Origin of the sequence: Streptomyces nanhaiensis, assembly GCF_046614825.1 — a bacterium.
GTDB lineage: Bacteria > Actinomycetota > Actinomycetes > Streptomycetales > Streptomycetaceae > Streptomyces > Streptomyces radiopugnans.
On record NZ_JBKJFM010000061.1, the window covers coordinates 19,199 to 31,415 of the forward strand.

General features: G+C 72.4%; 13 protein-coding genes and 2 pseudogenes. 9 read left to right on the plus strand and 6 right to left on the minus strand.

Annotation, left to right across the window (positions count from 1 at the left end):
* Positions 1–30 precede the first annotated feature (30 nt).
* The gene (locus tag ACLIYP_RS15395) at positions 31–327 is read right to left on the minus strand and encodes a YrhB domain-containing protein (RefSeq protein ID WP_093661694.1); all 297 of its coding nucleotides are present in this window, start codon (positions 325–327) and stop codon (positions 31–33) included.
* Between the two features lie 355 nt (positions 328–682).
* On the opposite strand from ACLIYP_RS15395, the gene ACLIYP_RS15400 reads away from it, so the two are divergent.
* Positions 683–1,735, plus strand: a complete 1,053-nt coding sequence (locus tag ACLIYP_RS15400; protein WP_412713696.1) for a DNA-binding protein — start codon at positions 683–685, stop codon at positions 1,733–1,735.
* 37 nt (positions 1,736–1,772) lie between these two features.
* On the opposite strand, the gene ACLIYP_RS15405 is transcribed toward ACLIYP_RS15400, so the two are convergent.
* Positions 1,773–1,982: a hypothetical protein gene (locus ACLIYP_RS15405; RefSeq protein WP_412713697.1), complete on the minus strand. Its 210-nt coding sequence runs from the start codon at positions 1,980–1,982 to the stop codon at positions 1,773–1,775.
* A 498-nt stretch (positions 1,983–2,480) separates the two neighbouring features.
* On the opposite strand from ACLIYP_RS15405, the gene ACLIYP_RS15410 reads away from it, so the two are divergent.
* The 4 genes and pseudogenes from ACLIYP_RS15410 (at position 2,481) to ACLIYP_RS15425 (ending at position 5,622) form a co-directional block, all read left to right on the plus strand.
* Entirely contained in the window at positions 2,481–3,281 is an 801-nt protein-coding gene (locus ACLIYP_RS15410; protein WP_412713698.1) for a hypothetical protein, read from the plus strand.
* Between the two features lie 317 nt (positions 3,282–3,598).
* Positions 3,599–4,108 (plus strand): DinB family protein, encoded by a 510-nt coding sequence (locus ACLIYP_RS15415; protein WP_412713699.1) that lies wholly within the window; start codon positions 3,599–3,601, stop codon positions 4,106–4,108.
* A 125-nt stretch (positions 4,109–4,233) separates the two neighbouring features.
* A pseudogene (locus tag ACLIYP_RS15420) lies at positions 4,234–5,110 on the plus strand (IS982 family transposase).
* A 194-nt stretch (positions 5,111–5,304) separates the two neighbouring features.
* Positions 5,305–5,622, plus strand: a complete 318-nt coding sequence (locus tag ACLIYP_RS15425; RefSeq protein WP_412713700.1) for a hypothetical protein — start codon at positions 5,305–5,307, stop codon at positions 5,620–5,622.
* A 25-nt stretch (positions 5,623–5,647) separates the two neighbouring features.
* Here the strand turns inward: ACLIYP_RS15425 and msrA are convergent, their stop codons facing one another.
* Positions 5,648–6,343 carry a peptide-methionine (S)-S-oxide reductase MsrA gene (msrA, locus tag ACLIYP_RS15430; protein WP_412713701.1) on the minus strand — a complete coding sequence of 232 codons (696 nt, stop codon included), beginning with the start codon at positions 6,341–6,343 and terminating at the stop codon, positions 5,648–5,650.
* Between the two features lie 97 nt (positions 6,344–6,440).
* Entirely contained in the window at positions 6,441–7,649 is a 1,209-nt protein-coding gene (locus ACLIYP_RS15435) for a hypothetical protein (RefSeq protein WP_412713702.1), read from the minus strand.
* A gap of 38 nt (positions 7,650–7,687) precedes the next feature.
* Here ACLIYP_RS15435 and ACLIYP_RS15440 point away from each other — a divergent pair, with 38 nt between their 5' ends.
* Positions 7,688–8,878 (plus strand): cystathionine gamma-synthase, encoded by a 1,191-nt coding sequence (locus tag ACLIYP_RS15440; protein WP_412713703.1) that lies wholly within the window; start codon positions 7,688–7,690, stop codon positions 8,876–8,878.
* Positions 8,879–8,988: 110 nt separating this feature from the next.
* Here ACLIYP_RS15440 and ACLIYP_RS15445 read toward each other — a convergent pair whose 3' ends face one another.
* Together ACLIYP_RS15445 and ACLIYP_RS15450 are read right to left on the minus strand one after the other, a co-directional pair.
* Positions 8,989–9,399, minus strand: a complete 411-nt coding sequence (locus tag ACLIYP_RS15445) for a TraR/DksA family transcriptional regulator (RefSeq protein ID WP_412713704.1) — start codon at positions 9,397–9,399, stop codon at positions 8,989–8,991.
* A 107-nt stretch (positions 9,400–9,506) separates the two neighbouring features.
* Complete coding sequence (locus ACLIYP_RS15450) at positions 9,507–9,833, minus strand: TraR/DksA C4-type zinc finger protein (RefSeq protein WP_412713705.1); 327 nt, start codon at positions 9,831–9,833, stop codon at positions 9,507–9,509.
* Between the two features lie 346 nt (positions 9,834–10,179).
* On the opposite strand from ACLIYP_RS15450, the gene ACLIYP_RS15455 reads away from it, so the two are divergent.
* The 3 genes and pseudogenes from ACLIYP_RS15455 to ACLIYP_RS15465 all read left to right on the plus strand — a co-directional run.
* Positions 10,180–11,208 (plus strand): HAMP domain-containing sensor histidine kinase, encoded by a 1,029-nt coding sequence (locus tag ACLIYP_RS15455; RefSeq protein WP_412713709.1) that lies wholly within the window; start codon positions 10,180–10,182, stop codon positions 11,206–11,208.
* Positions 11,205–11,870 carry a response regulator gene (locus ACLIYP_RS15460; RefSeq protein ID WP_412713706.1) on the plus strand — a complete coding sequence of 222 codons (666 nt, stop codon included), beginning with the start codon at positions 11,205–11,207 and terminating at the stop codon, positions 11,868–11,870. Before ACLIYP_RS15455 ends, ACLIYP_RS15460 begins: the two co-directional genes overlap by 4 nt.
* Positions 11,871–11,995: 125 nt before the next feature.
* Positions 11,996–12,217, plus strand: a pseudogene (locus tag ACLIYP_RS15465) (hypothetical protein); the annotation flags it as partial.

The following is a 12,217-nucleotide window of genomic DNA, read 5'->3' on the forward strand; positions in this document are numbered from 1 at the left end:
CGGGCGGAGCGGCTCCGGGGCGGCCGTCCGTCAGGCGCCGGTGGTGTAGGTGTCCCTGGCCAGCTCCCCCAGGTACTCGCCCAGCGGCTGGTGGGTCGGGGGGAAGTGCGGCCCGCTGCCGTCCTTGGGCACGACCACCACGCGGACGAAGGGCGCCAGCGCCATGTTCCCGGTGTCGATGTGCTCCTGCGAGTCGAACCGCACCGCCCATGCCACCGGATGCTCCTGCGTCAGCTCGGGCTGCACGACGATCGTGAACTCCCCCTCGGGGAAAGCCTCGTCGAGGAACCGGCGTGCCGAACCGATGGCTTCGTCCCGTGAGAGCACTGGAAGTCTCCTTGGTGTCGCTCAGAACCTTCGGGGAACCGGCGGACCCCGGCGCTCGGACGGCGTGAACCCGCTTCCGGACGGCCGCACCGCCATGACTGCGCGCAGCATAGGACGATACGACCGGCCCGCGCCCCCCGGGCCCGCTCCGGCGTACGGACAGCACACCTCTCCCGGGCCCGGCGTCCTCCCCGGCGGCCTTCCACCTGCGAGATCGCCATTTCCCGCCTGCACCGTCGGTCTCCGGCAGGCCGTCGGCGGCTCCGGCCCCGCTCGTCGGGCGCTTTCGGCGGACCGCGGTTCCTTCCTAGACTTCCCGAGCAGCGCGAGGCGAACGGCAACCCTGGGAACCGGTATGGCGATTGAACGGGTGTCGATCATCGACGCGGCACAGCCTGTCAAGGCGGAGGAGGCCCGGTTGGCCGACCTGGGACTGCGGGAGCGGGCCGATCTGCAGAAGTGGATCATCGCCGATCCCTCCCTCATCGAACCGGGCCTGCTCATCCTGACCGAGGAGTACGACAAGTGGGCCACGCCGGGCGGTGACAGGGTCCGCGACCGGCTGGACCTGCTGGCCCTCGACTCCGAGGGGCACCTCGTCGTCATCGAGCTGAAACGCGACGACGCCCCGGACGACGTGCACCTGCAGGCCATCACCTACGCGGCCATGGTGTCCCGCTTCACCGAGGAGGACCTCGCCCGCATCCACGCGGACTTCCTGCGGCGTTCCGGTGAGGAGCACGACATCCCGAAAGCACTGCAGGCCATCCGGGCGCACTGCGGCGACGAACTGGACGTCGCACTGCTCAAGCAGCCCCGGATCGTGCTGGTCGCCCGCTCCTTTCCGAAGCAGGTGACCTCGTCGGCCGTATGGCTGAACGAGATGGGGATCGACGTCAAGCTGGTCCAGTTCCGGCTCTGGGCGAGCGGGGGGACACACGTGATGACGACCTCGGTGCTCTACCCGGTACCGGGGCTGGAGGAGTTCACCGTGGTTCCCGCCCGTGCCGAGAAGGCCGAGACGGCGCAGCGCGCCGCGAACAGCACCCGCAACCGCAAGGCGGTGCTGCGCATCATCGACAACGGCTCGGTCGAGCCCGGCCAGACACTCCGCTTCCGCGCCTTTCCGGAGTCCATGGCCTGGGACAACAACGAGATCGAGAGGTGGGTCGCCGAGGACCCCAGGCGCGGCCGCGCCACCTGGACCGGCGACCGCAGCCGCCCCCTGCGATGGGAGTACGACGGCCAGTGCTACGCGCCGACGTCGCTGGTGAAGGAGATGGTCGAGCAGCTGACGGGGAACCGGCCCGGCTACGCCTCCGGCCCCAGGTACTGGCTGGACTCCGACGGACGGGACCTGGCCGAACTGGCCGACCTCCCCGGCGAGCCCGCTCCCGACACCCCCTGAGCACCGGGAACGCCGCGTCCGCTCCGGCGCCCGCGCCCTACGTCCTGGCCGGGCCCTCCGCCATGGCGGGCCTCATCCGCCCGCGCCACCGATCCTCCAACTGCTCGGCCCGGTCCCACGCGTCGGCCGCGGCGCGCAGTTCGGCCCCGGTGAACGAGCCGTGCTCACTCTCGTATTCCGCCAGGCAGGCGGCGGTCGCCCGGTTCCGCAACTCTTGCCCGGCCACCGTCGCGGTCAGGGCGGACAACCGCGCTCTCCGGCGGGCCCGCGCAGCGCCGGAACGTTGTCCGCGGGAAGCGAGCCGGGGTCTTCGGGAACGGACCGCATGGCCCCATCACGGCGCACACTTCCGACATGTCGAGGAGAGGCGGGAGCCGTAGGCTGCGCTTCGCTATGGTGCGCCGCGTGACCATCGAGGCTCCGGCCTGCCCCGAGTGCGGCCGACCCATGAGATCCGGCGGCTCCGTGCTCTCCGGACGGCAGGACGACGGCCGGAGAGCCTGCCGGTCGCTGTGGAGCTGTGCCGGCCGGCGCCTCTGGTGGAAATGGGTCGACCGGCCTGGCGAGCCGCTGGAGGCGTGCCCGTCGCCCGAGCTGTTCCGCTTGCACCAGCGGTCGTGAACAGTCGGGCGGAACCCCGACCAATGGTCCTTCCACCGGGCCAAGTCCCCTTTCGCCGCGTGCCGATGGCGTTCGCGGTGGTACTCACACGTCCGGGCCGTACCTACCATCCGTGTGGTGAGGCATGACGCGGACCGAGTACTACGACGACCCCGACGCGCCCGGGCCCAACAGTCTGGTCGTCGCCGGAAGGCGGTTGTACGGCTTGAGGGTTCTGCTCGCAAGGGACTTCAATGGCGTCGTGAACATGGCATCGATGGATGGCAGCGCGAACATCGCCGGGCAGGTGTCGCTCGATGACGTCATGGCGCGGCTCTGCCGGGACAGGCCGGTGTTCCACTCCGAGGCGGACCTCCAGCACAGCTTCGCTCGGGTCCTGTGGGAGCTGGCACCCGGCGTGCGCTCCAGGCTCGAGGTGCCTCAGCGCTCGTCAGGAAGGCCCGAGTATCTGGACCTCCTGTGCATCGGGTCTTCGGCTTCCACTGCTGTCGAGTTCAAATACGTCACCAGGGAGTGGACAGGCGAGGCCGGCCCTCTTGGAGAGGAATACGCACTGAGGTCACATGGGGCTGCCGATCTCGCTCGACTGCACTTCGTGCGGGACATGGCCAGGCTGGAGCGCTTCTGCACTCAACGCGACCAGAACGGCCTGGCGTTCATCCTGACCAATGAGCCGTTGCTGTGGACACCGCCACGGCCTCAGAGCAGGCGCACCAGGGATCGTGAGTTCAGGATCCACCAAGGGGTGGTGCTCAGCGGCACGCTGCTGTGGGCCGAGGGAACTCACGAGCCGAACACGTGCAGCCTACGGGGGACGTATCCCCTCGACTGGCAGCCGTACTCGCAGCAGGACGGGACCATGGGGGAGTTCCGCTACCTGGCCGTGTTCATCGATCCCCTGCCGACAGCGGGTCTCCATACCTGAGTACTTCGGCGGCCCGGGTGTCGTGCCGACTGAGCCGTGATTCTCCTGAGGCAGGGGAGGGCTCTGGGCCGACCAGGGACGCGGGCAGGGACGTACAGAAGCCGAGGATGCTCGTTTCCCGTACCTGAGCCGGGAGGGCACCCTAGATGACCGATTCCAAGGGGTGGTTGCGGCTGCGGGGTCCAATGAGCCTTTCTGGTTCCTGTGGTCGGCGATCTCCGCGGGAACAATCAGGTCCGGTTGACGGCCCTCGTCTGGGACAGCCGACGGGAGTAGATACTGGCTCTCAACGCAGGCACGGATGAGGAGCACAACCAGTGACCAGCGACAACCGCATAGGACCGCCCAGCTTTGGCAGCGAACGCGACATGCTGCGGGCTTTCCTCGACTACCACCGCGCAACCCTCGCCATGAAGTGCGAAGGACTCACCGACGAGGAGCTGCGACAGCAGTCGATGCCACCGTCCACGCTTTCGCTGCTCGGTCTGGTGCGGCACATGGCGGAGGTGGAGCGTGCTTGGTTCCGCCGGGTGTTCGAGGACCACGACGCACCCATGGTCTGGTCCGACAAGATCGACTTCCAGGCGGCGTACGACGCGAGCGAGTCGACCAGGGACGAGGCTTTCGTAGCCTGGGAGGCCGAGGTAGAGACCTCGCGCCGTATCGAGCGGGAGGCCAAGTCCCTGGACCAGGCCGGGTATCAGCCACGATGGGGTGAGGAGGTATCGCTGCGGATGGTGATGATGCACGTGCTCCTGGAGTACGGCCGCCACAACGGGCATGCGGACTTTCTGCGTGAAGGTGTCGACGGGACCGTGGGCGCCTGAGTCCGCGGTAGCCACCTGTCTCCACGTGCTGATCCGTTCCGGAGAACTGCCCGCGGGACTGGAAGGAGGGGGTCCAACGTCAGCGTGCGGAGACAGGGTCGGACTCCCTCGCCACCGCACTCCAGGTGAGGACCGACGACCTGCTGAAGGACTCATCGCACCTGGCGCCCTGGCGTCCGGCGGTCGGGATCGTGCCGCAACTGACCGATGCCGAGCTGGTCACGCTCGCGATGATGCAGGCCATGCTGGGTTTCACCTCCGAGGCCAAGTGGCTCCGCCACGCCCGCGCCCACCTGCGGCACCTCTTCCCCTGCCTGCCCCAGCAGCCCGGCTGCGACAAGCGCCTGCGCAAGGCCACCGAGCTGCTGCGGCGGGTCACCCGGCTGCTGGCAACCGACACCTCTGTGATGGGGTGATGACGTGTGGATCGTGGACTCCACGCCGGTGGACTGCGGACGCTCCCGCGAGACCGTCAAGCGCTCCGACCTGGCCGGATGGGCCGAGTACGGCTGCTGCGCCAGCCACAGCCGCTTCTTCTGGGGCCTGCGCCTGCACCTGGTGTGCACCCTGCAGGGCCTGCCCATCGCCTTCGCCCCGACCGGGGCCAAGGCCGGCGAACGCGAGACCCTGCTGGACCTGCTTGCCGCCGAACCGGAACTGGTCGCCGCCCGGGCCGGGCAGACGCTGATTGGCGACAGGAATTACTTCGGCCGCGCCTTCGAGCACCAGTTGGCCGAGCAGGACATCCGGCTGCTGAGGCCGGCCCGCAAGGACGAGCCGGAGCGGGCCGGGGCTCCCCCGTTCAAGCCGTTGCGGCAGGTCATCGAGTCGGTCAACGAGACCTTCAAGGGCCGGCTTGACCTCGAACAGCACCGAGGCCGCACACCGGGCGGCGTGGTCGCCCGCGTCATGCAACGCATCCTCGCACTGGCGGCCGCGGTCTGGCGCAACGACCACACCAGCCAGCCCGTCCTACGCTCACTGACCGCCTACGACCACTGACCTCTTGGAATCGATCATCTAGGCTCCTTCGCCGTGAGTGGATATCACCTGTCAGCACGGCTCTGGGCGCGGTGATCGGTGTCGGGGCGACACTGCTCGCCGACCGGCTCCGGTGGCGGCGTGAGCGGGCGGACCGTGCGCTGGAGACACGTCGGCAGTTGTATGCGGAGCACTCCGCCGCACTCTCACGCGTCATGACCGCCCTCAACGAGGCCGCCGACGACGCTCCCCTGTCGGGGGAGGAACGGAAGCGCCGGGTGCGGGAACTGTTCCTCGCGCCCGGCGCGTACGAACTCCGCCACCAGTTGGCCATCCTCGCGCCGAAGGACGTCATCGATGCCTCCGGCGCCGCGTTCAGGCTCCTTCGGAACACCGGGGACCGCATCCTGGAAGGAGCCGATGCGGCGAGCCCGGCCTATGCGCGACCGGAGGACGCCTACGACGCCGCCATCGCCGAGCTACGCCGGGTGATGCGCAGGGACCTCGGAGCCCCGGACCGAATCGCCGAGTAACGACCCGCGGCCCCGCGCTACCCGGTCACTCCCCGGCCGGGGCGATACCGGTGGGGCAGGAGCGGCCCCAGTTCGTCTCGGACGGGGCATCCAGCTTGACGCCCGTGCCGCCGATGCCGCAGTAGCCGCCGGGGTTCTTGTCGAGGTACTGCTGGTGGTAGGCCTCGGCAGGGTAGAAGGGCCCGGCGGGGAGGATCTCCGTGGTGATCTCGCCGTAGCCGGAGGAGGTCAGGACGGCCTGGTAGGAGTCGCGGGACGCCTTCGCCGCGGCCTCCTGCTCCGGGGAGTGGGTGTAGACCGCCGAGCGGTACTGGGTGCCCACGTCGTTGCCCTGGCGGAAGCCCTGGGTGGGGTCGTGGGACTCCCAGAAGACCCGCAGCAGCTCCTCGTAGGTGACCTTCGAGGGGTCGAAGACGACGCGGACGGCCTCGGTGTGGCCGGTCAGGCCCGAGCAGACCTCCTCGTACGTCGGGTTCTCGGTGTGACCGCCCTGGTAGCCCGCCAGGGTGGTCCACACCCCGCCGGTCTGCCAGAACTTCCGCTCCGCCCCCCAGAAGCAGCCCAGGCCGAAGTCGGCGGTCTCCAGCCCCTCCGGGTAGGGGCCCAGCAGGGGGTTGCCCAGGACGGTGTGGGTCGCGGGGACGGTGTAGGGACGCTCCGGGCGGCCCTTGAGGGCCTCCTCCGCCGTCGGGAGGGACTTCTTGAAGTGGCCGAACAGCATGCTCAACTCTCCTCGTGGCCTCGGCGGGCCCGGTGGGCCCGGTGCCGCCTCGGGCGGCGTACGGAGTGTGTCGTCCGCCGTACGCCGCTCCTGCGTCTCAGTGCGCCGGCGGGGTGTGCGCGGCGTCGCCGCCCAGGCTCTCGTAGCCGGCGACCGCCAGGGCGCGGTACGCCGCGTACTCCGCCGCCGGGTCGCCGCCGTCGACCCAGGGCAGCGCACCGACATAACCATCGACGGCCCGCACCTGTTCCACGGCCTCCGCGTACCGCTCGGCGCGCACCAGGAAGCACAGCAGCAGATGGCGCACGTGCGGGGCGACGGGGTGGTCCGCGGGGGCGTGGTGCAGGGCGTACCGCGCGCCCTCGATCGCCTGCTCCACCACCGCGCTCCGGTAGAGGCCGCGCACCATGTTGGCCTCGGGCAGGTGGTCGTAGACCGCGAACAGCGGCAGGGCCGGCAGCAGGCTTCCCTCGGGGGCCTCGCCCGCGGCGCGCTGCGCGAAGGCGTAGGCGTCCTCCTTGGAACCGTGGCCCTTGGCGGACCAGTACGGCAGCGCCACCAGGTGCGCGCCCATGTGGTGCGGCGCGCGCCTGCGCACTTCTTCCCACCGCTCCTCGAACTCGGGGCGGCGCACGCCCAGGGCGCGGGCGGCGAACAGGTCGGTGATGTACGCGGTGGGGTCGGCCGGTGCGAGCCGGATCGCCTCGCGGGCGATCTCGCGGGCCTCCTCCAGGATGATCCGCCGGTCGGCCGAGCCGGTGTCGCCCAGCGCCTGCCAGACCAGGAACTGCGCGTACACCTGCGCGCAGCCGGTGTCGCGGGGGGAGGCGGTGCGCCAGTTCCGCAGCCAGCGCGCGTCCGGGGCGGGCGCGGGGGCCGGCGGCTGCTCCTTGCTGAGGGAGGGGGGCTGGTCGGCCGGGGGGGCCTGGCCGGCCGGGGCCTCGGGGGACGCGGGGGCGGTGCGCGAGCGCGCCAGCTCCACGGCCGCGGCGCCCGCCAGCGACTGCACGCGCTGCCAGCGCAGCTCCCAGTCGTCGCCGGTCAGGGCGAGCAGCCGGGCGACGGGCTGCCAGTCCTGGGTCCGCTGGGTCTCCTCCAGTGCCTCGACCAGCTCCGGGTCGGGGCCCGGCAGCCTCACGTCGAGCCGTTCCGGCGGTACGAGGCCGTAGCGGTCCGGATCGCCGGCGGCCCGGACCCCGGGAGAGGAGCCCCCGGAGCCGTTCAGCTCCCGGCGGCGGCGGACCGCGGGCACGATCAGCAGCCCGACGACGGCGGCGATGGCGATGAGGAACAGCAGGGCTTCCATACCCCCACCGTACGGCCCGCGGCACTAGGCTCGTGGCCATGAGTGACGAGCACGCAGCACGGGACGAGGCGCGGAACACCGCGCGGACCCCGGCGCAGCACTTCGAGACCCTCGCCATCCACGCCGGGCAGGAGCCCGACGCCGCGACCGGGGCGGTGGTGCCACCGATCCACCAGGTCTCCACGTTCAAACAGGACGGGGTGGGGGGCCTGCGCGGCGGCTACGAGTACAGCCGCAGTGCCAACCCGACCCGCAGCGCCCTGGAGGAGAACCTCGCCGCGCTGGAGGGCGGTCGGCGCGGGCTGGCCTTCGCCTCCGGACTGGCCGCCGAGGACTGCCTGTTGAGGACCCTGCTCACCCCCGGTGACCACGTCGTCATCCCGAACGACGCCTACGGCGGCACCTTCCGGCTCTTCGCGAAGGTCGCCGAGCGGTGGGGCGTGGAATGGGACGTGGCGGACTCCTCCGATCCGGCGGCCGTGCGTGCCGCGCTGCGCCCGCGTACGAAGGCGGTGTGGGTGGAGACCCCGTCCAACCCGCTGCTGGGCATCGCCGACATCGCGGCGCTGGCCGACGTGGCCCGTACGGGGGGCGCCCGCCTGGTGGTGGACAACACCTTCGCCAGCCCCTACCTCCAGCAGCCGCTGGCGCTCGGCGCGGACGTGGTGGTGCACTCCACGACCAAGTACATGGGCGGCCACTCCGACGTGGTCGGCGGTGCGCTGATCACCGCCGACACCGGGCTGGGCGACGAACTGGCCTTCCACCAGAACGCGATGGGGGCCATCGCCGGGCCGTTCGACTCCTGGCTGGTGATGCGCGGTGTCAAGACGCTGGCGGTGCGCATGGACCGGCACTGCGCCAACGCCGCGCGGGTCGTCGAACTGCTCGCCTCCCACCCCAAGGTCGTCCAGGTGTACTACCCGGGGCTGGAGACGCACCCCGGGCACGAGGTGGCGGCCAAGCAGATGCGCGACTTCGGCGGCATGGTCTCCTTCCGGGTCGCCGGGGGCGAGGAGGCGGCGGTCGAGGTGTGCAACCGGGCGGAGCTGTTCACGCTCGGGGAGTCGCTGGGCGGTGTGGAGTCCCTGATCGAGCACCCGGGCCGGATGACGCACGCCTCGGCGGCGGGCTCGGCGCTGGAGGTGCCCTCGGACCTGGTGCGCCTGTCGGTCGGCATCGAGGCCGCCGACGACCTGGTGGCGGATCTGGCGCAGGCGCTCGGCTGAACCGGGCCGGACGGGCTGGACCGGGCCGGACCGAACCCGGCGGGGATCGCGGCGGAGGCCGCGGTCCCCGCCGTCTCGTACGGGAGGTGGAGGGGCGGCGCCCCCGGGTGTCAGCGCCGCGTCTCTCCGGCCCGCCGGCAGTGCGCGCAGTACCGGGTCTGCGGGACGATCTCCAGCATCCGCGCGGGGATGGGGCGGGAGCACAGCAGGCAGCGTCCGTAGCCGCCCCGGTCCATCCGCTCCAGGGCGGCCTCCACGTCCGCCAGCACCATCCGGGCGGACTCCGCGAGCCGGGCGTCGATCTCGGCCCGTGCCGTGTCGGTCCGCGCAGTGTCGGCCCGTGCCGTGTCGGCCCGGGCGGGCGCTGGCCGGGGGACGGCGGGGGAGACGGGCCGTTGGCGGCCGAACTCCCTCAACTGGTCGAGGCGGAAGCGGCGCTGCTCCTCCAGGTCCTCGCGCAGCGCGGCCAGTTCCCGTTGGGTGAGGGCGGCGTCGTGGACGCCGGCGGCCTGGTCGTTCAATGCGTCACGTCCTCTGCGGGCGCGGGTGGTACGCGGGGGCGGGGATCACGGGGGCGCGGGCATGAGGCGCGGGCGTACGGTGTCCGCGCACCGGCGCCCCCGTGCCGTCAGATGGTGCGCTGCTGGCAGCCGACGCAGCGGCTCGCGTACGGCAGGATCTCCAGCCGCTCGGCGGGGATGGCGCTGCCGCAGCCCTCGCAGATCCCGTAGGTGCCGTTCTCCAGCCGGGCGAACGCCAGGTCGATCTCCACCAGCACCCGGCGTACGGCGTCCGTCCGGACGGCCAGCAGGTCCGCGGACGCCTGGTCCGCGGCCTCCTCGACGGCGTCGAGCTGGGAGAGGCGGGAGTCGCGCTCGTGTTCCAGGCGCAGGCGCACGTCGTGCGCCCGGAGGCGTTCGGGAGGGTCCGCGGAGCGGCCCGCGTCGATCGTCATCGCGGTCGTGTTCCTTCCGTGCCGAGGGTGAGGGTTACGGAGACCGGTGGCATACGGGAGGGCGCGCGGCCCGTCCCCGAGGAGGGGCCACGCGCCCCTGCGCTCCCACCATGGACGGCGTGCCGCGCGCGGTCCATCGGTGGTGTCACCCATTCCGGGGTGGGGGAGGGCTGCACGCACCGGATGGGGGAGAGGGGCCGGACCCGGAGGGGATGGCCCGTGCCACCGATCGACCGGCCCGCCCCGCCGCGGCAGGCTGGCCGGGGAGGGCCGGGCGAGGCCGGCCGGACCGCGCCGGTGGCGGATAGTGGTGGGGACGCAGGTGATCGAGGAGGAAGTGCACGCCGTGTCCCTGTTCTGGCGGATCTTCGGGCTCAACGCCCTGGTGCTCGGTGCGGCCACGGCGCTGCTGCTGTGGGCGCCGGTGACCGTCTCGGTGCCGGTGCTGCTCACCGAGGCCGTCGTCCTGGTCACCGGCCTGGCCGTGATGCTGGTGGCCAACGCCGCCCTGCTGCGCGTCGGCCTGGCGCCGCTGGAGCGGCTGACCCGGCTGATGACCGAGGTCGACCTGCTCAGGCCCGGCCACCGGCTGCCGGTGGCCGGGCACGGCGGGGTGGCCGATCTGATCCGCACCTTCAACGACATGCTCGACCGGCTGGAGGCCGAGCGGGCCGCCAGCAGCGCCCGGGTGCTGTCCGCGCAGGAGGCCGAGCGCCGCCGCATCGCCCAGGAGCTCCACGACGAGGTCGGCCAGAGCATGACGGCCGTGCTGCTGGAGCTGAAGCGGGCGGCCGACCGCACCCCGGACGAGGAGCTGCGCGCCGAGCTCCAGCACGCCCAGGAGACCACCCGCGGCAGCCTGGACGAGGTGCGGCGGCTGGCGCGCAGGCTGCGCCCCGGCGTGCTGGAGGACCTCGGACTGGTCAGCGCCCTCACCGCGCTGGCCGCCGACTACTCCACCCACACCGGGCTGACGGTGCGCCGCCGCTTCGACGGCGGGCTGCCGCCGCTGGACGGCGAGCGGGAGCTGGTGCTGTACCGCGTCGCCCAGGAGAGCCTGACCAACGCCGCCCGCCACGCCGGTGCCGACAGCGTCGAGCTGCGGCTGCGGCGCACCGCCGGCGGGGTGGTGCTGAGCGTGCGCGACGACGGCCGGGGCATCGGCTCCGCCCGGGAGGGCGCCGGGATCCGCGGCATGCGGGAGCGCGCGCTGCTCGTCGGCGCGGACCTGGACATCGGCCCGGCGCCGGAGGGTGGCACCCGGGTACGCCTGGCGGTGCCCGTGGACGGCGGGCCCCCGTGCGCGGCACCGCCGGCCGGCGGCACGACCACGGCCGACGCCATGGACACGACCGGAGAGGAGGCGGCCGCGTGAACGCGCCCGAGCCCGCCGTCACCCGCATCCTGCTCGCCGACGACCACGCGCTGGTGCGCCGCGGGGTGCGGCTCATCCTCGACGGCGAACCGGACCTGAGCGTCGTCGCCGAGGCCGGCGACGGTGCCGAGGCCGTCGCCGCGGCCCGCGAGCACCCCGCCGACCTGGCCGTCCTCGACGTCGCCATGCCCCGTATGACCGGTCTGCAGGCGGCCCGGGAGCTGTCCGCCCGCCATCCCGGCCTGCGCATCCTGATCCTGTCGATGTACGACAACGAGCAGTACCTCTTCGAGGCGCTCAAGGCAGGGGCCTCGGGATACGTGCTGAAGTCGGTGGCCGACCGGGACCTGGTGGAGGCGTGCCGGGCGGCGATGCGCGGCGAGCCGTTCCTCTACCCGGGTGCGGTCACCGCGCTGATCCGCAGTTACCTCGACCGCGTCCGGCAGGGCGGGGACGTACCCGAACGGGTGCTCACCGCACGGGAGGAGGAGGTGCTCAAACTGGTCGCCGAGGGCCACTCCTCGAAGGAGATCGCCGAGACACTGGTCATCAGCGTCAAGACGGTGGAGAGGCACCGTGCGAACATGCTGCACAAGCTCGGGCTGCGCGACCGCCTGGAGCTGACCCGCTACGCGATCCGCGCGGGGCTGATCGAGCCCTGATCCCGGTTCCGCGCACGCCGGGGATGCGGGAGGATGCGGGCGGGCACCGGCGGTGCCGCGACGGCACCGGCGGCGCCTGAGGGCGCCGGCGCAGGGCGGCCGAGGACGGCGGAGGAGGAGGCGGCATGGACCAGCGGTCCGCCGTGCTCCGCGCCGCGCCGGTCCGGGCCCTGCTGGCGGTGGCGGCCCTCCTGCTGGGCGTCCTGGTGCCCCCCGCCTCCGCGTTCGTCCCCGTCCCGCCCGTCGCCCCGGCCGCCGCGGCCCCGCAGACCCCCTCCGGTCCCTGCGCCGCCGCGTGCCACCTCACCCCCCTGCTGCCCCCGTCCCCCCCCGCCGACCGCCCCCCC